The following is a 20,721-nucleotide window of genomic DNA, read 5'->3' as shown; positions in this document are numbered from 1 at the left end:
GTCACAGCCGCCCGGCCTTGAACTCCTTCACGATGTGCGCACTGGCGCGCACGGCGATGGCCATCATCGTCAGCGTGGGGTTCTGCGGTCCCTGGGACGGGAAGCAGGCACCGTCGTTGATGAAGAGGTTGGGCACGTCCCAGCTCTGGTTGTGGGGATTGAGCACCGACGTCTTCGCGTCCGTGCCCATGCGCGCCGTGCCCACCTCGTGGATGGCCATGCCCGGCGTGGACAACGTGGCGTTGGCCTTCTCGACGGTGAAGCCGGCTGCTTCCATCATCTCCTTGCAAGCCGCCAGCGCGTCCTCGGCCATCTTCAGCTCGTTGGCGGAGTGTCGGCATTCGATGTGCGCGGCGGGGATGCCCCAGCGGTCCTTCACCGTCGGACTGAGCGTCACGCGGTTCTCCGCGCGCGGCACCATCTCCCCGAAGGGCACGAAGTGGCAGTTGTCTCCAAAGGTGAAGACCTGCACGCCGTAGCCGCGCGCGAAGTCCTGCTCCTTCGTGGCCACGTTGCGGAACTGGGGGATGTACGCCCAGCTATGCTCCTGCCGCTGGGCTTCGGGAGGCAGGTTCATCTTCGCCTCGATGCCCAGCATGTACGTGTGGTCCATCAGGTTGCGGCCCAACTGCCCCGACGTGTTCGCCAATCCGTCCGGGAACGCGCTGCATCGCGAGTTCAGCAGCAGCCGCGTGGATTCAATCGCGCCCGCCGCCAGCACCACCACCCGCGCGTGGGCTTCGTAGGACTTGCCCGACCTCGCGTCGAGGTAGTGCACCCCCGTGGCACGCCCTGTCGCCGCGTCGTACAGCACCTGGTCCACCACCGCGTTCGTGCGCAGCGCGAGCCGGCCCGTCTTCAACGCGGCGGGCATCGTCACGGGCGCTCCCGCGGTGCGGCGGACGATGACGCGGCGTTCCGGCCAGCGGCGCTCCACCTGTTCCTTCAGGCGCTGCTCCGCGGGCGTCATGGTGATGGAACCCGCGAAGACGGAGTCCGGCAGAATGTCCAGGCCATCCGCGTTGCCGTGGATGCCCATCCACCGCTCCACCGTCTCGTAGTGCGGCGCCAGGTCCGCCAGCGTCAGCGGCCAGTCCGGTCCCTGTCCATCCTGCGTGCCTGCTTTGAAGTTGAAGTCAGACAGCCGGTAGAACTGGCGCCCGTGTGCCTTCACGGACGTGCGCCCGCCCACCTGCCGCGCACGAATCCACGTGAAGGGCTGGTCCTCCGGCGTGGTGTAGGGATTGTCCACGTCGTCGACGAAGGCGTGCGGGTGGAAGGGCCACGCGAAGGTGGTGCTCTGCACCGACTGGCGCACCTTGCGCTGGTCGTCCGTCTCCGCCAGGTAGCCAAGGGATTGGCGCATGCGGTGGAGCATCCACAGCATCCGGTCCGCGCCCATGCCTCGGCCCGCTTCGAGCACCAGGACACGCAAGCCTGCTTCCGTCAGCTGCTTGGCTGTCCATCCGCCGCAAGCGCCACCACCCACCACCACCACGTCGAACATCGTCCTGGATGTGCCCACAGGTTTCCTGGCGCGACAGTGCCGTCTTTGATGGCACTGTGAGTTGTCTATGTGGAGTGTAAGCTGCTCAGTACGTGGCGGAGCAACGTGGGTCCCGTCTGCACTCCTGGGGTTCAAACACCCCAGCTTCCTTCAACGAGGTCCAACGAAGATGAAGTGGCGGTGGCTGCTGGGTGGAGCGCTCGCGCTGGGGCTGCTGGCCGCGCTGGCGGTGTTCGGTAGGGCGCTGCGTCATTCCGAGGCCTACTTCCACTACCCACGTCCCAAGGCCGAGCGCCCCGCTGATTTCGCCGAGGCAAAGGACGTTTCGCTTCAGACGTCGGATGGGCTGACGCTGCGGGGCTGGTACGTGCCGTCCCGCAACCGCGCCGCCGTGGTGCTGGCGCACGGCCTGTCCCAGACGCGCGCGGACCTGCTGCCCGAAGCGCGAATCCTGCGGGCCGCGGGCTATGGCGTGCTGCTCTTCGACCTGCGCGCCCACGGTGAAAGCGAGGGTGGTTTCTCCACCTGGGGAGACCTGGAGCGCCGGGACGTGCGGGCCGCGCTGGACTTCGTGCGCGCCCAGCCGGACGTGGACCCGGAGCGGGTAGGGGCGCTCGGCTTCTCGATTGGCTCCGCGGCCGTGGCGGAGGTGGCGGCGGAGGACCCGGCGGTGCGCGCGGTGGTGCTGCTGTCCCCGTTCAACACGCTGTGGCTGGCCGCCGCGTATGACTTCCGCCGCTTTGGCTTCGTGTCGCAGTCCGGGGCGCTGGTGCCCTTCTGGCGGCGCGGCATCGCCCTGGAAGAGGTGCGCACCATCGACGCGGTGGAGCGCATCCGCCCCCGGCCGCTGCTCATCGTCATGGGGACGGAGGAGTCAGGACAGCCGCTCGCCGACGAGCTCTTCGCCAAGGTGCGCGAGTATGCCCAGACATGGCGCATCCAGGGCGCCGGGCACGGGAACTTCAGCGCCACCGAGCCAGAGGCGTACCCGCGCCGGCTGACGGACTTCCTCAATGCCGCGTTGCTGGCGCGCGGCACCTCGGCGACGGACGCGCGCTGAGCGTCACTCCGCCTGCGGAGCCGCGCTCGCCGTGGACTCCAGCTCCGTGAGCTGAGCCAGGAAGGCGCGGCCCTTGGCCGGGTCCGTCATGTGGATGAAGGCGGCCATGCCCTTGAGCTGCTCCAGCGACTCGCCCTCGCGGCCCGGCTTGCCCTTCTTCCGGTTGTGGATGGCGGCGCGGAGCTGGCGCACCACGTCGCGCGGGACTCGGGCCGCCGGCGCGTCCTTGCCCGCCGCATTCACGACCAGCCCCGTCACCCGCTGCCGCGTGCCCTTGCGCGCCACGCGCGTCTTGTCCGGGTGCACGCGGAAGCCCTCCGCCTCCACCACTTCCTGCACGCGAGACAGCAGCACCGCCACCGGGGGACGCTGCGTCCGCCGCGGCTTGGGCTGCTTCGCCTTCGTCCACGAGAAGGTCAGGTCGTCCGCGTAGCGCGTGTACGTGAAGCCCAGCCGCTTCGCGAGCGCGGACAGCCGCTTGTCCAGCTTCAGGCACAGCGCGTTGGTGATGCCCGGCGACGTGGGCGCGCCCTGGGGCAGCGCGCGCGGGCCCTTGGCCACGTGCAGCAGCTTGCCCCGGAACTGCACCGCCTCCCGCGGCGCTTCCGTGGAGAGCAGCGACAGCAGCGTGGACGTGCCCTCCGGCAGGCCGCCCTTGCGCAACAGGCCCTTCACCCGGCGCCAGGTGACGGAGGGGAAGAAGTCCTTGAGGTCCACCTTCACCACCACGTCCGCGCCCTGGTGGGCCAGCGCGTTGGTGAGGATGGAGCGTCCCGCCACGAAGCCGTGCGCCGCGCCGTGCACCGGCAGCCGCTCCACGACGTTGGACAGCACCCAGCGCTGCGCTGCCTTCAGCTCAGGCTTGGGGGACGTAATCGTGCGCTTGCTGCCGTCCCGCTTCGGAATCGTCCAGCTCACGTAGTGCGTGGCCGTGTCCACCTCGCGGTGGAACGCGAACCAGCGCAGCTTGGACACGCTCAGCCCCAGCGCCTTGGCCAGCGCCTCCGCCGAGTCCAGCTCCGTCAGGCCGTTGGCCCGGGCGCGCTCCTCGCGGTGGGGCACGTCGAACGCGTCGGCCAGGCGGTCCTCCGCCCAGTGCACGCCCGCGCCCAGGTGGCCCACGTGCGTGGCCTTCCACGCCTCGTGCGCCTGACGCTTCAGCGCGCGGCGCTCGGTGGCCTCGGCCTTCTTCTTCTCCTTCCAGGCCTTCTTGTCCTTCTCGGAGGCGCTGGAGAAGTCCAGGTCCTCCACCGCGAGGCCCTTGGAGACGAGCTGCGCCTGCACCCAGTCGTCGGCGCCGCCCGCTTCGTCGATGGCCTTCGCGCGGACGAGCAACGCTTCGTGCGCGAGCCGGCGGGCTTCACGCTTCGCGGCCGCGTCTGACGACGGAGCGGTGAGCTCGGGCGTGGGCACGGCCTGCGGCGAAGCTGCGGGGACGAACGGGTCCAGCCTGGCGGTCATGTCTGCACCTTGGGCGGGCGCGGCGATGGAAGACGGGACATGGCGCGAGCAGTCGAGGGAGGCCGGGAAAGCACCACCATCTTACCTGGGGCACGGTAGCCTCACCGGCTCTCCCCTCCTAGGCACTACGGCCGGGGTGGGTAAACGGCGGTCGCGTCGTTGGCTCCGCTACCCACCCTGGCCGTAGTGCCTAGGAGGGAGAGAGCCAAGAACAGGCTACCTTGCGGAGAGTGTCCTGCATTCCAACCGGAGCGGCGCAACGCCGCTCCCGCGCTCGAGGCGCTCAGGCTGATGCACTCCGGACCTCTCTCGGCTGCTCGCGCGTGAAGCGCACGTCGTCGTCTCTTCGTCGCACCTGTCCTGCCGGCCGCGCGTGGCGGCCGAGCCGTGGTTGAAGGGTTTACACCAATGCCGAGGCCGCGTCGATGTAGCCGTCAGCCGCCAACTTCTCCAGGCGCGCGAAGTACGCTCCGCGCGCTTCCGCATCCGAGTCGAACCAGAGCCGCTGGTGACGCGGCGAGCCCGTGCGCGGGCCCCACTCCACCGCCACCACCTGACCATCCAGGGAAACCCGGTACACCGTCTCCAGGCCGCTCTCCGCGTCGCGCCGCACGTAGGAGCGCGTCTCCGCGCGGATGAGCTTGCGGCCCTCGGGCGTCTGCCGCAGCGCCTCTTCCTCCGCGCGGCGGCGCGCGTAGGCCAGCCGCAACGCCAGCAGGTGCTCGCAGGGGCCTTCCCTCAGGCCGGAGCGCCGGTGGTGCGGACACCCGCAGCTGGCGTCCTTCACGCGGCCTTCCAAATCCAACGTGAAGCTGGGGAAGAAGCTGCGCAGGGCCTCGCGGTCCACCACCTCGCCGTGGATGCGGATGCCCTCTCCCACCACGTCGTGCACCTTGGTCAGCTTCACCTCGCCCGCGCCCGGAGCGCCGTCGCCGCCCAGCAGGCGGTGCGCCCGTGCTTCCAGCTCGTTGCCGTAGCGGATGACGGCGGCGTCCACCGGCGTGGGCATCAGCTCGCGCGGACGGTACTGGCCGCGCGCCACGTCGAAGAGGATGCGTCCGCGCAGGCACTCCAGTTGGAGCGCCGCGCGCACGGACTCCTTGGGCGCGCCGGCATTGGCGGCGAGCGTGTCGAAGGGCAGGGGACCTTCGGTCCGCAGTCGGTTGCGAAGCTGCTCCGCCAATCCGTCCGGCACCGCGCGGGGCATCAGCACGTCGAAGGCCGCGGCGGAGGACCAGCCGCTCTCCGTCCAGCCCGTGAGGCCCAGCGTGAGCGTGGCCGCGCCCATGTCGATGACCCAGAACACCGGCAGGCCGGGGCCCATGAGCTGCACCCGCACCGACTTCGCGTGGGGCAGCAGGCGCGCGAGCGCGGCCAGGCGCTGACGGCCGAAGGTGCGCACCACCGCGGGCGCGGTGCCGTTGTACGTGCCGCCGTGGCACTCCAGCACCAGCTCCCACGGCTCCAGCACCAGCCGGGGCGGGGCGCCGGGCACCAGCTCGAAGCGCAGCGCGCGGGGGGCCTTCTTCGCCTTGCGAGCGCGCAGGGCGAAGAGGAGGTTGTAGAGGTCGATGGGCGCCAGCTCGCAGGTGCTCGCGGGCAGCGTGGCGGCGGACTGCACCTGGAGGAAGCCGCGCAGCCAGGCGTGGGGCACCTCCACGTTGCGCGGGGCGCGGGGCGGCTGCGAGGCCGGCGTGGCCAGCGCGACGTGCGCCTCCAGGGAGACGGGCACGTAGGTGCGCAGCCGGTCCACGCGGGCGGGCAGCTCCGGCGGCACGTCCAGGAAGGTGGAGCCGTGCGCGGCCTCGCGGCCCTCGAAGAGGCGGTTGTCGAAGGACAGCCGGGCGTAGGCGCTCTCGTCGCGGGAGAAGACCTCCAGGGACACGCTGTCTGGATCCACCGTGAGCACGGGGTCCAGCACCGCGTCCTGCTTCTTCTCGCCGTCCAGCGCGTTGTCCAGGAACGCCTTCTGCGCCTCCCAGATGAGCGCGCTTGCCCGCTTGCCCTGCTTCATCAGGTAGGCGAGGTACGCGGTGCGGTCCTTGCCCCGGTAGCGCAAGTCGCTGGCGAGGATGCCGAAGGTGGCGGCCAGCGCGTCGCGGAAGAGGGCGGCGTCGGTGACGCGGCCGCTCACGCCCACGGTGCCGCGCGAGCCCTCCAGGGCCAGGCGGACGCGGGAGTCGTCCGCGCCGGACTCGACGTCGCTCGCGGTGGCGTAGCGCAGCTCGACGGGGTGTCGGGTGGCGGTCGTCACGACGGGTTCCCTTCCTTCCGGTTCCGGGCGCGCTCAGCGGCCCGGCGTGCACGTTTGTGGGCGCGCCAGGCGGCCTTGCGCAGCTCCTCGGTTTGCGACTTGTCGAAGGCGGCCTCGTGCAGCAGCTTCGCCGCGTCGTCTCCGCCCAGGCGGCCCAGCGCGGCCCACGCGTCCTGCCGCGTCTCCGGCTTCGCGTCGGTGGCCAGGGACTTCAGGGGCTCCAGCGCGTGAGCCCCCAGCAGCGTCGGCACCGACAGCCGGCGACCCTCGGAGGTGGCCAGCAGCTCCCGTGACGTCCGGGCCCCCATGGGACCGAAGGCCACCGCGTCGAAGGGCTTCACTTCCAGTGCCCAGGCAGTGGCGCGCTCGGGGGCGAGCTTCGCCAGCGCATCCGCCGCCGCCGCCCGCACCCGCGCGTCCGGGTCCACCAGCGACTTGCGCAGCGTGTCCGCCGCGGCGGCTCGCTCCTTCTCGTTCGTCAGCACGGCCGCCGGGGCCTGTCCGGTGAGCGTCAGCGTGCCCCCCGGCGTGCCCAGCCGGCCCAGGGCGCGCGCGGCCTCCTGGCGCACGGTGCCCGGAGCCGCCGTCTCGCCACCCTGGAGGAGGGTGCGCGCGGAGTCGGCCATGCCCGCGGCGCCCAGACGGGAGCCCGCCCACAGCAGCCGCTCCCAGGCGCCTTCCAGCACGGCGCGCCTGGACGGCGCGGCGGAGGTCCAGTCCGTGGCCGTGCGGCGCTCGGCCGTCACCAGCGCGCGGGACAGCGCGGCCAGGTCCACCGTGCCGGGCTCGCGGGCCTCTCCCGTCCAGGTGCCCACCAGCAGCGCGGCCTCCTCGCGGGCCTCCGGCTTGTCGTGGCCCAGCAGCGCCACCACTTCCGGCAGGGGCAGGGCGCCCCGGCGTGCGAGCCCGCGCCGCAGGCGCAGCCGCAGCGTCACGTTGTCTAGCGTGGCCAGCCGGGGCACCAGCAGCGCCGGGTCGCCTTCGTTGGCGAGGTAGGCCGCGGCGGGCGCGGAGATGTCCGGGTAGCGGCTGGCCACCGCGTGGAACTCCACCCGCGTGCGCTCGGTGGGGAACAGCACGTCGAGCGCCTTGCGCGCCTCCTTGCGCAGCTCCTGCTGGGGCGCGTCCAGCGCGGCGGCCAGGGCCGTCTCCGCCGCGGTGTCCTTGAGCTTCCCCAGCTCCTGGGCCGCGGTGAGCTGCACCAGCAGCGCCGTGCTCGTATCGCCGAGCAGCGCCTCGATTTTCACCCGGGCGCGCTCCCCGCCGATGGCGCGCAGGCCCTTCACGCCGGCCTGCTGCAACACCAGTGTGGCGCCCTCCACCGCGGCGGCCTCCACCTTCTCCTCGACGCGGCGGCGCTCCTCGCCGTCCGGCAGCTTCGCGGCGAGCCGGCCCAGGCCCTCGATGGCGGCCGACACCATGCTCGGCTCCACGGGCGCTTCCGCCGTGCCGCCCGCGGCCACCGTCTCCAGCTCGGCCAGGGCGCGCGCGTCACCCAGCGTGCCCAGGGCCAGCAGGGCCCGCTCGCGCTGGCCGTCCTCGCCCGCGCGGGCGTACAGCATCAGGGGCCGCAGCGCGCTGGCGCCGCCCTTGAAGGCCACGCCTTCCGCGGCCGGCAGCATCAGGTCGCGCGAGCCGCCGCGCAGCACCGCCTCCAGCGGCTCCGCCGGGGCGCCGTGCTCGATGACGCGCTTCGCGTAGGCCTCCACGGCCGCGCCGCTCACGGTGGGGAAGCGGTCCGTGAAGAGGCTGACCAGCAGCTCCGACTGGCCGGCCTCCGCGCCGTGCTCCAGGTGCCGCAGGGCCTCCAGCCGCACGGCGACGTCGAAGCTCTTCACGGCCTGCCGCAGGAACGACACGGCCAGCTTCACGTCGCGCTTCTTCACGTCGCTGCCGGCCACCGTCATGGCCGCGGTGACACACTCGCTGCGGATGACGCCCTCTGCGTCCGTCTGGCACTGGCGGGCCAGCACCTCCAGCGCCTCGGGCCGGCGCGTGTTGCCCAGGGCCGTCACCAGCCGCTTGCGCTCATGGTAATCCTGGGCCGCGGGCAGCCGGGCGGCCAGCGCGGCCACCGAGGCGGGCGTGGCCAGCCGGGCCAGGGCCTCCGTGGCGCGCTTCGCGGCGCTCGCGTTCTCCGCGCGCAGGAACGTGGCGAGCACCTCCACCGCGCGGTCATCGCCACGCCACGCCAGCAGCTCCGAGGCGCGCAGGCGCAGGTCCTCGTGCTCGCTGGCCATGGCGCGTCCCAGCGCCTCGGTGACGCGCGAGTCGTTGGCGCCCGCCAGCCGCTCGATGACGCCCACGCGCAGGTCGGCGTGCTCGCTGCTCAGCGCGGCCAGCAGCGGCTCCAGGCTGCCGGGCGGGCTGAGCTTCTCCAGCAGCTCGAAGGCGTAGCGGCGCACGTCCGTCAGCGGCGAGTTCAGTGCGGCGGTGATGCGCGGCTTCGCGGCGTCACCCCGCGTGGCCAGTTCATCCAGCGCCGCGCGCGCCACGTCCGGCGCCAGCGAGGCCAGGGCCAGCGCCAGCGGCTCATCGCTCCCGGCGGGGAAGAGCTCCTTCAGCCCGGCCAGCGCGGCCTTGCGCACCAGTTGGTGAGGGTCCTCCAGGGCGCGCAGCAGGGCGGCCACGGCGGCGGGCGTGCCGGCGAAGCCCTCCAGCGTGAGCTTCACCACGCGGTCCACCGCGTCGCGACGCACGCGGTGGCTCTCATCGTCGCCCGTGGACACCTGCCGCAGCAGGCCGACGTAGGCACCGAAGGCCAGCCGGCGCAGGTGCTGCCGCTCGGCCTGGGCGGAGGCCTCGGGTGAGGCGGCGGGGGCGTCCGTCTTCACGGCGGAGAAGATGCGCCGCAGCCAGTTCTTCGCGGGTGCGGCCTGCACAGGCGAACTGGTGGGTGCCGTCTCCGGCTTCCAGGGCGCATCCAGCGTGCTCGGCCGCGCCACCTTCTTGGCGTGGCGGAAGTACTCCAGCGGCTTGTCGCGCAGCAGCAGCACCTGGGCCGCCGCGTAGCGCTGCTCGGGCTGGAGGCTGGACAGGGCCTCGGCGAGCCCGACGACGTACTTCACGCGCTCCTCTTCGGCCGGCCAGTCCTTCATGTCGGCCACCTTCTCCGGCCGAGGCGGCAGCAGGGCTTCCACCAACTGGGCGCGCGCCGAGTCCGGCTCCGTGCGCAGCTCCAGCGCGCGGGCGGCGGCGTAGCGGACCTCCGGCCTTCCACTGGAGAGGGCGCTGGTGAGCAGGTCGGGCGGCTCGCCCCGGCGGCTGGCGCGCAAATCACGGGCGAGGACGATGGCGAACACCATCTCCTGCACCTCGCGGGCGCGGTCCTCCAGGCCGTGCAGCAGGCCGCCGTCACCCTCCGGGCCCAGGGCCGCGAAGGAGAGGATGGCGCCCAGCCGGATGGGGAGGTGGTCGTGGCGCAGGTTGCCGGTGAGCACCGGCAGGGCGCGCACGTCACCCAGGCGGGACAGGCCGTCCGCGGCCCAGGAGCGCACCGCCACGTTGGCGTGGCCCAGCGCGTCCAGCAGGAAGCCTTCGTCGCCCCGGCGAGCGGCGGTGGCGAGCCCGCGGCCGCCCTGCTCCTGGAGGTCGCCCAGCTCGTGCGGCAGCAGCACGGTGGCGAAGAAGGTCAGCAGGCGCCGCGAGCCCAGTGACGCCAGGGCCCGCGCGGCGCGGATGCGCAGCGGCACCAGGAAGGCTGGAGGGTAGAGCCGCTCCAGGTCCTTGTCGGTGATGAACGCGCGCATCGGCTCGATGATGTCTTCGGCGCCACGCGGAGCCAGCAGCTCCACCGCGCGCACGCGCACCGGCAGCGGCGCCGCGGAGAGCCCGGCCAGCAGGGGTCCGTTCTCGTTGGGCACCAGCTTGTCCAGCGCCTCCAGCGCGGCCACGGCGACGGGGACTTCCTCGTCCTGGACGCGCTTGAGCAGCGGCGAGCGCAGGGGCTCGATGGGGGCGTGGATGGCGCCCTTCGCGGCGTGCTCCCGCAGCGGCGCGTGCGTGGTGGCGAGCGCCGCCAAGTGGGCCTCCGCGTGCTCCTTGCCCACGTGCTTCACCCACGCGTCATACGCGGCGGTGGCCACGCTGGTGTCGCGGTCCTCCACGGCCTTCTTCAGCCGCTCCAGCGCCCAGCCTTCGGCGGCGCGCTGTGCCAGCACCTCCACCGCCCGGTGGCGCAGGTCGGGGAAGCGGCCCGCCAGCGCGCGGTCCAGCGCCTTCTCCGGCGCCTTCTCGTTCCAGGCCCACAGCGTGCGGAAGGCCTCGCCGCGCACCTTGCCGGACTCGTCCTCCAGCGCGTCGCCCAGCAGCGGCTCCGCGCCCGGCGTCGCCGCGCCCAGCTTCACCAGCCGGTCCAGGCCCCGCACGCGCACGTCCTCGTGGCCCGAGCGCAACGCGGCTTCCGCCGACGCCAGCGACGCGTCCGCGTCCAGCGCCACCACCGCGTCCAGCGCGGCGGCGCGCACGTCCGCGTTCTCGTCGTCCAGCATCCACACCAGTCGCTCGCGAGCGCGCGCGTCCTGGAGTGCCTGGAGGGAGGAGGCAGCCACCCGGCGGATGGCGGCGTCCGGCTCGCGGGAGAGCTGGAGCAGCGCGCCCAGCGCCCGTGCGTCACCCAGTTGTGCCAGGCCGCGAGCGCCGCGCACGGCCGTGTCCGGCGTGCGGCAGGCCATGGCGGCCAGCAGCGGCTCCAGGTCGCTCTCGGTGATGGCCGCGCCCGTGGTGCCCTGCGCGGGCATCGCATCGCGTGCGGACTGGAGCTCCGCATCGGTGATGGGCGGATTTCCCGCGACGCCCTGCGCACGGCGCGCGCGCTGGACCAGCCAGCGGGAGACTTCCTTGGTGCCCCGGCCAAAGTCCTCGTCGCGTGACTCCAGCGCGTGGGACAGCGCCCGGCGCTCCATGACGCGCACGGTGAAGGCCGTGCGGCGAACGCCGGGGTCCGCGTCATCCAGCGCGCGGGCCACCAGGGCCTGCAACTGCGCGTGGCCAAGCAGCCCGCCCGCCACGGCGCGGATGAGCACCTCCACCTTGAGCTGGGAGGGGCCGCGCTCGAAGGCGGTGCGCAGCGGCTCGGCGCCGTCGCCCGGCACCACCTGGGTGAGCGCGTCCAGCGCGGCCAGGCCGACCGCGCCCTGGTTGTCCGCGAGCTGGCCGGCGATGAGGCCCGGCACCAGCGGGGACGTGCCTCCCAGCTTCGCCAGCAACTCCAGGCCCAACACGCGCACTTCCGGGTGCTGCGAGCCCAGCGCCGCGCGCGGCGCGGACAGCGGGGACTCCGGCTCCAGCGCGACGAGCGCGTCCAGCGCGGCCTTGCGCACCATCGGGTGCGAGTCGTCCAGCCGCTCGCGCAGCTTGGGGCGCGCGGCGGTGCGGCCCTTGTCCGCCAGCTCGCGCACGGCGAGCCGCCGGACCTCCGCGTCCTTTTCCGAGGACAGCACCTGGAAGAGGAAGTCCAGCGCCTCCGTCTCCTCCAGCGCGGCGGCCTCGCGCACCGCGGCTTCGCGGCGGGGACGGCCGGCCTTGAGTGATTCCGTCAGCAGGTCGATGCCGTGCTGGGACGTATCGTGGTCGCCCGCGGGCGAGCCATCCGCCGCGAGGCCGAAGCGGTGCGTGCGGCGGTCATCCCCGCCCGTGAAGACGGAGCCCAGGGACGTCTTCGCCAGCCGCGGATTGGCCGGCGGCACGAAGGCGAGCGCCTGCACGGGCTTGCCCCCCGCGTCGAGCGAGCGCGGCTTGCGGCGAACGTCCAGGCGCCAGACCTTGACCTGGCCGTCGCTGCCCGAGGACCACACGCGGTCGCCGGGCTCTTCCTCACCCGGCTTGGCGGTGGGCGTGGGCGGGAAGAGCAGGGCGAGCACCGGGCCGGCATGGCCGGTGTCCTTCTCGCCGCGGACCTCGAACTCCACCGCGCCCACGAGGTACCAGATGCGCAGCTTGCCGTCGTCACCGGCGGACACCAGCCGGCCGTCGCGCGGCGTGAAGGCGAGCGCGCGCACGGCGCCTTCGTGGCCGGCCATGTCGCGCTGCGCGCCAGTGGCCACGGTGAAGACGCGCACCACGCCGTCGTCACCCGCGCCCGCCGCGTAGGTGCCGGAGGGGTCCACGGCCACCGCGCGCAGGGGCTGGGTGGACGCCTTCCACTCGTGCATCTTGCGCGTGGACTCCCAGTCCCAGGCGCGCACGACGCCGTCCGCGCCCGCGCTGAAGAGGAGCGTGCCATCCGCGCTGGAGGCCAGCGCCGTGACGCCGCCGGGGTGCACGTCATTGAGTTGGAACTGCACCTGTCCGTCGGACAGCGTGCCGATGCGCACCGTGCCATCCGCGCCGGCCGCGGCCCACTGTCCACCGGACAGGGCGAGCGCGTTCACCGCGGAGGGCAGCTCCGTGCTCCACAGCACCTTGTTGGTGCCCGGCTCGAACGCGGTGAGGCGGCTGGCGGTGGATGCGCGAGCACCGCCCACCAGCAGCAGGCGCGCATTGGCCGCGAGTGCGCGGACCTTCTCGATGTTGCCGATGGCGAGTACGGGCATCACGCTCCTCAGTGGCTGCTCTTCTTAGCACCAGCGCCCTCAATAGAAGAGCGCGCAGTGAAGGGGTTCGCGGTGCCGCGCGCCGTCAGCGCCCGTTGCCCCGGATTCCCGTGGAGCGCAGATAGAACCGGGCCGTCTGCGCGAGGAAGCGCAGGGGGTAGCCGGGGTCGGCGAGCTGGCGCTGGACTTCACCGCCCAGCTCCGACAACAGCGTCCGCAGCAGCGCCAGTTTGCTCGGGTCGTCCAGTGAGGAGGCACGCCCCAGCGAGGGCATCCGCCGCCGCCACACCGGGCTGCTGGCCAGCGCGGCCCTCACCCCGTCGAGGAGGTCCAGGAGCGTGGGCGGCATCAGGCCGATGGAGATGGACAGCGCCTCCTCGGTTGCCTGCGCCATGTGCCAGTGCCCGCCCGGGATGTAGATGAAGTCCCCGGCGCTCAGCGAGTGCGTCTCGACGGGCGTCTTCTCCTGCGCCGCCAGGGAGCCGCTGGGTACGGACTCCGGCAGGGGTACGGGGTGGAGCGTGTTCTCCCGCAGCAGGTAGTCCTTGCGGCCCGCCGTCTGGAGGATGAACACCTCCTCCGGGTCGCAGTGCCAGCCGAAGCCGTGGTGCCCCGCGGGCGTGCAGTAGATGTGCAGGTTGATGCGGCCGTGCAGCTCCGCGCTGAAGGCGCGCGCCAGTTGGGCCAGGTCCGGGTGGTGCAGGTCCGGCTGCCGCAGCGCGAGCGTGTAGCCCTGCGCGAACAGCTCCCGCGCCGCCTTCGCCGTCGTGGGCCTGTCTCCCGGGTAGGGTACGCCCTGGCGCGCGAGCAGCACGTCGCAGGCCGTCTCCTCGACGAGGAAGTCGATGGTCTCCCACGTCCCCAGGCGCTGGAGGCGCTCCGCGGCGGAAGCGCCGGTGAAGGGACGCCGCAGGTAGTGCTCCTGGAGGAAGCGCTCCCGCGGAAAGCCATTCAGCAGTTCATCGAGCAGCATGGGCGTTCAATCTGCTCAGGCGCTTCCGAGTTGCGCATCCGGGTGCGCGGCCCGGAGCTGCACCAGCGAGGCGAGGCAGCTCTGCCATTCCCCCTTGGCCAGCGAGCCGGTGAACTCCTCCAGCACCGGCGCCACCACGCGGGCGAAGGCCGCGTCGTCCAGGCCCAGGTCGCGCACCAGCTCGATGACGCGGCGCTTGGCCACGCTGGCGGACAGGCGCTTCTGCACCTCACCCTCACGGGCCTCCTTGGCGCGGCCCGGCGGCAGGCCGAAGAGCATCTTCCGCAGGAAGGTGCGCAGCGCGTCCACGTTGGCGAAGCGCTCCGTGCCACTGGCGGCCGGGGCCTCCTTGGCGCCCGCGGGCTTCCACCCCTCCGGCAGGTGCGTGGGCCGGTGCTTCTCCCAGAGGAGGCGCACCGCGAACAGGCCCACCTCGCGGTCCGCGCTCTGCATCAGCCACGCGAGCCGCTCGGCGCCGCCCAGCCGCGCGTAGTGTCGGCGGATGAGCTCCACCGCGACCTCGCGCGTGCTGCGCTTGGTGCTCTCCGTGAGGGAGAACACCTTCACGGGGTCCAGCTCCTCTGGCTGGAGCGTGTGCCGGGCGTCCGCGCCTTCCTCGCCCGCGCGCAGCAGAGCGTCATAGGCCAGGTTGCGAATCTCCTTCGCCTCGGCGTCCGCCAGCTCGTACACGCGCGTGTGCCAGCCCCAGGCGCGCAGCTCCGCGCGGGCAATGGCCAGGGCGAAGCGGCGCACGTCGTCCCGTGAATCGGTGAGCGCGGGCCACAGCAGCTCCGGCGTGTACGCCTTGCGCGGCGCGCGGGGCTTGAGGTTGTAGGACTTCGACTCCGGCTGCTCCGGCCCGATGACGGGGTGGTGGCAGCGCAGGTACGTCTGCGCGAAGGCGCGCACGGGCGCCGGCTGCTTCGCGCCCAGGGCCAGCTCGAAGAGGCGCTCCAGGCCCGCGGCCGCGTCGCCCGCGTCGCTGAAGTCCGCGGGGGCCACGTTCTCCAGCAGGTAGCGGTGCGCGAAGCCGTGCAGCTCCGGGTCGGCGCGGCGGGCCAGCGCCAGCAGCCAGGGCACGGTGAGCTGGCGCGCGGTGAACAGCTTGCGGTTGCCCAGCAGGCCCAGGGCCACGCCCCGGTACTTCGCGCTGAAGACGCGCGCCTTCACCTGCTCCACGTCCAGCCCGGGCAGGCTGTCCGCGCGCATGAGCGCCTGGGTCGCCATGTGGCTGATGCGGGGATGGGCGGCCTTCTCCAGCAGCCACTCCGGACCGATGGCCGCGGCCGGGTAGGCCGACAGCGCCCGCATCGCCAGACCTTCCACGGGGTGGGGCTTCTTCTGCAGCCGCGGGTCGTCCAGCAGCGCCTTCCAGAAGTCCGCGGGCAGCTCGGTGGCGCCGTACTTGGAACTGATGAAGCCCTTCACCCAGTTGAGCTGCTCACCGGTGCCCAGGTACATGTCGCGCAGGAAGTCCGCGGGCAGCTCCGCCCGGTCGAACGACTGCGCCAGCGCGCTCGCCGCGAAGGTCGAGGTGGCCTTGTGCTGCAGGAGCCGCCCCAGCAGCGCCACACCCAGCTCGCGCGGGTTGCGCTTCTCCAACGTGGCCGCGGCGAAGGACTTCACGTCCGGGGCGCCCTGGGCCACCAGCTCCTCCAGGCGCTCCGCCGGCAGGTCCTGCGCGTGGGCGCGGGCGTACTCGATGGCGTAGGCGCGGGCCTTGGCGCTGGGGGACAGCAGCAGCGCCAGCACCGCCTCGTGCAGGCCGAGCTCGCGCAGCCGGCCCTGGTGGAACTCGGGCGAGCCCTGCAGCGTCTCCACCAGGAAGTCGTGCGCGCTGCCCAGCGGACGGCGGGCGAGCCGGTCCAGCCACGCGGGCGTCACCTTGCGCAGCGCCTCCGGGAAGTCCTTGCGCAGGCCCTGGATGGCGAAGCTGGCGGCGGGGTCCGACTCACACACGTCCAGCAGGCGCATCAGCGCGTCCGGCGAGCGCTTCCACGCGTCCGGGAAGGCGCGGTGCTTCACCATGTCGCCCGGCGGCGGCATGGCGAAGGAGTCCTGCGTGTACTTGCCGCTGCCGTGCGCCCAGATGTGGTGGGCCACCCAGACGCCGTACCAGGAGGTGTTCGTCGCGTAGTGGCGCAGCACCTCCACCGCGAACTGCGGGTAGAGCTCCGGCACGGCGGCGCCCAGGTGGCGCAGGTAGCGCCAGGCGCGGCGGCGCAGGTAGGTGAGGGTGCCGCCGGAGACTTCCCGGCTGGCGCTGGGGCGGTGGCGCTCCACGTCGAAGCGCCAGGCGAGCACGCCGAACAGCTCCGCGTCGTGGTTGGCCTCCGCCAGCTTGTAGATGCGCTTGAGTCCGCCCCAGAGGCCGAAGCGCAGGTCCGCGCGGCGGGCGATGTCCATCAGCGCCGCGCGCGAGGCCTGGGTGCCGCGCTGGTAGAGCGCCACCAGCAGGTCGGCCAGGGCCAGGCGGGGAGGGCGGGGCACGTCCTGCTGCGCCAGGTAGCGCTGCCACGCCTCGGAGGAGGCCTGACGCCGCCCGTCCGACTCGTAGTGCGCCCGGGCCTGGGTGAGCGTCCGGAGGAGTGCGTCGAAGGTGAAGGCATCCTTCGGCAGCGGCTTCTCCGGCGTCTGCTCGGGCTGCTCGAGCAGGGCGAGGACGGCATCGGCCAGGTCAGGGGACTCGGCGCGGACCAGCCGCTCCAGGTCTGCCGCGCTCAGCGCATCGCTCGTGGACGTGGACATGGAGGGGGATTTACCACGCTACTTCTTCCAGAACATCAACGCGTCGAACAGGTCCAGCCCCGGGCCCAGGGCGGCGCGGGGGCTGTTGTTCTCGAAGTACGTCAGGTCGACGAGCAGGGCGACGGCCAGCACCAACTGCCGCAGCCGGAAGTCGGTGCACTGGGGCTGGAAGTCGAGGGTGAAGGTGTCCGCGGCGGAGAAGCTCTCCTGGAGGAAGCCACTCCAGCGCTTGCGGACCACGGCTATTTCCACGTCATTCTGGAAGATACGGAAGGTCCAGGGTCTGAAGAGCGGGCCCTTCACGGTGGCGATGACGGCGCCGCCGGGCGTGACGATGTCCAGGTGGCGTCCCAACAGGGTGAAGCGCTGCTGGATGCGCGCCATCAGCCGGCCGTCCCAGGCCAGGATGTCCGCCTTCGTGAGGAGGATGCTCCAGGGACGCTCCACCACGAGCGCCACGATGCCGCCCAGCGTCATGCACTCCATCCGGGCCTTGTAGAAGGGCGAGAAGGTCCGCCGGAGCATGGCGCCGAAGCCACGGGCCTCCTCCTCCACGTAGAGCGCGACGCGCCCCGTGTCGTCGCACACCTCGTAGCGGTTGCGCGTCTGGGCGCCGAAGAAAATCTCCAGCCCCTCGCGCATCTGCCGCATGCGCAGCGCGGGCGTCTCCATCATCCCCTGCACCGACTGGCGCAACTCGATGCTCATGTGGCGCGGGTCGCCCGGGAGCCCCTTGCCCGCGCCGGACGGCACCTCGACCTCGGAAAGCGGTTCCAAGGCCGCGCTGGAGGGCGCCTCCGGCTTGCGGGGGGCGCGGCCACGCCAGTCCAGCTCCAACTCGGTCGTGTCCGCCAGGGGGCGCTTGTCGCTCATCCGCTTCACTCTAGGCGTGGGCGGGGACAACCGATAATCGCACCCGCGCTCAGGGCAGGGGCCGTGGCGTCACCTGGACGTCCCGCTCCAGCGTCTCCCCCTCCGCGAGGAAGAGCTCCTCCCGGTGGACGGTGAATCGGGCGGGCTTCCCCTCTTCCAGCAGGACGATGAACGTGTACGCCCCAGCCGGGAGCTGCTCGTACACCAACACGCCCTCCAGGCTCTTCGTGGACGCTCGGATGTCTCCGAAGCGGGCCCGCGTGCGCAGCTCCCGGCCGGATACGGTCGGTGGCAGCGTGCCCGACAGCAACGCCTTGTAGATCCCCACGTCCGGCTTGACCGGAGGCATCCGGATGCCGAGTCGCATCGTGCCGCCACCGGTGGCTTCCGTGAAGGCGAACGTCACCTTTCCCATGGGCGGAACCTTCACGCGCTGCGGAAGGAAGGCCACGCTGCGGCCTTCCGCGTTCTGTCCCATGGAAGCCGACAGCGTGTAGGTGCCCGCCGGGACGTTCCGGGCCTGGAATGCCCCCAGCCCCTCATCCACCGAGGCGGAGTAGTCCCTGTCTTCGGCGACGAGCTGCACGATGGCTTCCGCGGGCTTTCCGTCGCGGTCATTCAGGGTGCCTTCCACCTGTGCGCCCGGATACACCTGCAACTCCAGGGTTTCGTCACCCGTGCCAATCCGATGGCGCAGGATGGGGTGCCCCTGGTTCGTCTGGACCAGCACGTCCAGCGGGCGCGCTTCCAGCAGTGGGAAGGCGAAAGTGCCATCCCGTTGGGAGACGTCCACGGCCAGCGCGGTGACTTCCTCGAACGCGCCGCCTTCACCCGGCAGATGGACCTCGACGATGGCGTCCTCGATGGGCTTCGACGTCGCCGCGTCCACCACTCGGCCGCGGACGTTGCGCCCAGCCTCCAGCCGCACCTGCCCCAGGTCCAGGTCCTCGGCCGCGGGAACCTGCACCTCGCGCACGGCGCGCGTCAGCCCGGGGGCCTCGAAGGTCAGCCGCTGTGTCCCCACGACGGGGGCGTCGAACCTGAAGCTCCCCTCGGGGTCCCGGAAGGGCTCCTGGTTGATGGTGAAGCGGGTGATGGGGGTGCCATTCGCGCGCACCACGCGGCCATGGACGTTTCCCTGGCTTCGCAGCACCAGCCGCACGTTGCGAGCTCCCGACTGCGCGAGGACCGCGGGATGTGAGGCGCCGGGAGCACGAGGCTCGGTGGCCTCGAGCACATACCGGCCCTTCGCCGCGCGCAGCGAGCACTCACCTTCCGCCAGGTGGTGCAGGGTGAAGTGGCCCTCGTCGTCGCTGGTGGTGACGCTGGGGGGGAGGTCGCTGCGCCGGCCCGACAGGGATTGCCCCTCTACCGTGGCGTTCGCCACCGGGCGCCCGCGCTCGTCCACGACGATGCCGGACACCGGCGCTCCGGTCTCCAGCCGCAGCGAGGCATTCACGACCTCCGAACCGTGCACGGTGACGGTACGCGACGCCGCTCGGGTGGCCGGGTGGGTGTTCGTCCCCGCATGCAGGCGGTACGTGCCCGGGAGCACGCCGGTGATGGAGAAGCGCCCCTCCTCGTCACTCTCAACGGTGTGGGAGTTCCCGGTGTCGCTGTCATCCTCGAGGTGAATCGCCATGTGGTGGACGGGGAGGCCCTGGGCGCTCGTGACGGTGCCCTCCACGCGGGCGGTCGCCTCCATCACCACGCGGAGCTCGGGGCCCGGCGCGTCCGCTGTCACCCGCGCCTCCAGATGGCCCTGGCTGATGAAGACGATTTCGTAGCGCCTTGGATGGGGGACCGCGAGCTCGAAGCGGCCGTGCTCGTCCGACGTGGTGGCGTCCACGCGCTGGAGGTCTGTCTCGGTGTCGGGTAGCGACTCCCTGTCCAGGTCGATGTCCACATCGGGCACCGGGGTTCCCTGGGCGTCGATGACGGTGCCTCGGATGAGGTGGGCGCGCGCGAGGGTGAAGTCCAGACGCAGTCCAGGCGCGGCGACTTCGTCGCGCAGCGTGCCCAGATAGCCGGAGGCGAGGACGTTGAAGATGTAGGGCTCCCGCCGCAGCGGGCCCAGCCGGAACCGGCCGTCCGCCATCGTGGTGGCGTAGTCCACGGGAGGGGCCCGCCCCCTGGCCGCGCCAGCGCCCACCTGGGCTTCAGGGATGGGGCGCCCGGACTCGTCGCGAACGGTGCCTTCCAGATAGATGAGCGTGCCCAGGTGCACGGTGGTGTCCGCGTCCCCGTCTTCCTCGGTGAGCGTCACCATGGCGAAGCCGTACGCGCCCTGGTGCTCCGCGCGCACCTCGTAATCACCTGGAGAGAGTGGCTCGAAGGAGAAGCGGCCCTGGTCGTCCGTCACTGTGACGGACGACGTGTACGCCACGTGGACTTCCGCGCCGGCTACGGGCGTGTCCTGGGCAAGCACGCGCCCGGACAGCCGCCGGGGGAGGTGGAGGACGATGGGATTCAGGTCCTCCATCTCCACGTTTTGAAGGGAGTCTGTCAGCAGGCCGTCGCTGGTGGCGACGACGGTGTAGTCGCCCGGTGGAAGCGGACCGAAGGCGAAGCGGCCATCCGCGCCAGTCCTGGCATCGAAGAAGCGGGAGTGCTCCTGGTGGAAGAGCGTCACGCGGGCTCCGGGCAGCGATGCGCCGGATTCGACGATGACGCGGCCGGGAAGGAAGAGGCCCGGGGCGAGGACGAGCGTCACGTCCTGCGCGCCGGTGCTGACGTCGAGCGCCAGCGTGGCGTGATGCTCGCCGATGCCCCAGAGCGCCACCGTGCCCTCGGGCAGGCCTTCGAGACGGAACGTTCCTTCCGCCGACGTGACGGCCTGGGCCACCACGGGCGCGCCGCCGTGGCCCACCTCGACGAGGCCCCGCACCTGCTCCTCGGGCACTCCAATGCAGTCGCCGGAGGACAGCGACAGGTCCGGCGCGCGTGTGTCACAGGGAAGTGCGGACAGGGACTCGCCGGGCATCTCGCGCGTGGCGGAGACCTGGATGCCCGCGACGGGGCGGCGCCACGGGTCGAGCACGCGGCCACGGAGCGAGTGGTTGCCTTTCGGCGGGGGTGTGGGGGCGTCGAGCTTTCGAAGCGATGGACCGTGCTGCGCGGTGGGTGGCGGTGGTCGAGCACTCGAGTCGTCCTGGGCATGGACGAGCGCCACGGCCAGCGCCAGTGCGAGTCCACCGAGCGCGACCATCACCACCGGCTGTTTGCGCATCGCGTTCCTCGGAGAGCCCCGCCTCGAACCCGGTGGGCATCTTTGCCTGGGTTCTCGAGCCGGTGAAAGGGGCGGGCCGGGAG

General features: G+C 72.3%; 9 protein-coding genes. 1 reads left to right on the top strand and 8 read right to left on the bottom strand.

What is annotated here, in order from left to right; genetic code table 11:
- Nucleotide 1: 1 nt before the first annotated feature.
- On the bottom strand, nt 2-1,525 hold the full coding sequence (locus FMQ63_RS09205) for a GMC oxidoreductase (protein WP_011550285.1): 1,524 nt from the start codon (nt 1,523-1,525) through the stop codon (nt 2-4).
- A gap of 151 nt (nt 1,526-1,676) precedes the next feature.
- Here FMQ63_RS09205 and FMQ63_RS09200 point away from each other — a divergent pair, with 151 nt between their 5' ends.
- Nucleotides 1,677-2,567 carry an alpha/beta hydrolase gene (locus FMQ63_RS09200; protein WP_011550286.1) on the top strand — a complete coding sequence of 297 codons (891 nt, stop codon included), beginning with the start codon at nt 1,677-1,679 and terminating at the stop codon, nt 2,565-2,567.
- A 3-nt stretch (nt 2,568-2,570) separates the two neighbouring features.
- Here the strand turns inward: FMQ63_RS09200 and FMQ63_RS09195 are convergent, their stop codons facing one another.
- The 7 genes from FMQ63_RS09195 to FMQ63_RS09165 all read right to left on the bottom strand — a co-directional run bounded on the left by FMQ63_RS09195 (nt 2,571) and on the right by FMQ63_RS09165 (nt 20,638).
- Complete coding sequence (locus tag FMQ63_RS09195; RefSeq protein ID WP_011550287.1) at nt 2,571-4,028, bottom strand: reverse transcriptase family protein; 1,458 nt, start codon at nt 4,026-4,028, stop codon at nt 2,571-2,573.
- A 400-nt stretch (nt 4,029-4,428) separates the two neighbouring features.
- Nucleotides 4,429-6,282: a hypothetical protein gene (locus FMQ63_RS09190; RefSeq protein ID WP_011550288.1), complete on the bottom strand. Its 1,854-nt coding sequence runs from the start codon at nt 6,280-6,282 to the stop codon at nt 4,429-4,431.
- Nucleotides 6,279-12,815: a HEAT repeat domain-containing protein gene (locus tag FMQ63_RS09185; RefSeq protein WP_171452357.1), complete on the bottom strand. Its 6,537-nt coding sequence runs from the start codon at nt 12,813-12,815 to the stop codon at nt 6,279-6,281. Before FMQ63_RS09185 ends, FMQ63_RS09190 begins: the two co-directional genes overlap by 4 nt.
- 85 nt (nt 12,816-12,900) lie before the next feature.
- On the bottom strand, nt 12,901-13,788 hold the full coding sequence (locus FMQ63_RS09180) for a cupin domain-containing protein (protein WP_011550290.1): 888 nt from the start codon (nt 13,786-13,788) through the stop codon (nt 12,901-12,903).
- A 15-nt stretch (nt 13,789-13,803) separates the two neighbouring features.
- On the bottom strand, nt 13,804-16,536 hold the full coding sequence (locus FMQ63_RS09175) for a hypothetical protein (RefSeq protein ID WP_011550291.1): 2,733 nt from the start codon (nt 16,534-16,536) through the stop codon (nt 13,804-13,806).
- Between the two features lie 18 nt (nt 16,537-16,554).
- Nucleotides 16,555-17,409: a phospholipid scramblase-related protein gene (locus tag FMQ63_RS09170; protein ID WP_225909678.1), complete on the bottom strand. Its 855-nt coding sequence runs from the start codon at nt 17,407-17,409 to the stop codon at nt 16,555-16,557.
- Nucleotides 17,410-17,458: 49 nt separating this feature from the next.
- A complete protein-coding gene (locus tag FMQ63_RS09165; RefSeq protein WP_011550293.1) occupies nt 17,459-20,638 on the bottom strand; it encodes a carboxypeptidase-like regulatory domain-containing protein in 3,180 nt (1,059 codons plus the stop codon).
- Between the last annotated feature and the right edge of the window lie 83 nt (nt 20,639-20,721).

It is taken from the genome of Myxococcus sp. CA005, assembly GCF_006518205.1.
Classification (GTDB): domain Bacteria; phylum Myxococcota; class Myxococcia; order Myxococcales; family Myxococcaceae; genus Myxococcus; species Myxococcus xanthus.
Note: the sequence above shows the minus strand (reverse complement) of the source record. Positions and strands in the feature narration are given on the sequence as shown.

What these genes read in the sequence shown, in the direction of transcription:
- FMQ63_RS09200 (WP_011550286.1), top strand. Translation starts at nt 1,677, where the DNA reads ATGAAGTGGCGGTGGCTGCTGGGTGGAGCGCTCGCGCTGGGGCTGCTG.
- FMQ63_RS09195 (WP_011550287.1), bottom strand. Translation starts at nt 4,028, where the DNA reads ATGACCGCCAGGCTGGACCCGTTCGTCCCCGCAGCTTCGCCGCAGGCC.
- FMQ63_RS09185 (WP_171452357.1), bottom strand. Translation starts at nt 12,815, where the DNA reads ATGCCCGTACTCGCCATCGGCAACATCGAGAAGGTCCGCGCACTCGCG.
- FMQ63_RS09180 (WP_011550290.1), bottom strand. Translation starts at nt 13,788, where the DNA reads ATGCTGCTCGATGAACTGCTGAATGGCTTTCCGCGGGAGCGCTTCCTC.
- FMQ63_RS09175 (WP_011550291.1), bottom strand. Translation starts at nt 16,536, where the DNA reads ATGTCCACGTCCACGAGCGATGCGCTGAGCGCGGCAGACCTGGAGCGG.
- FMQ63_RS09170 (WP_225909678.1), bottom strand. Translation starts at nt 17,409, where the DNA reads ATGAGCGACAAGCGCCCCCTGGCGGACACGACCGAGTTGGAGCTGGAC.
- FMQ63_RS09165 (WP_011550293.1), bottom strand. Translation starts at nt 20,638, where the DNA reads ATGCGCAAACAGCCGGTGGTGATGGTCGCGCTCGGTGGACTCGCACTG.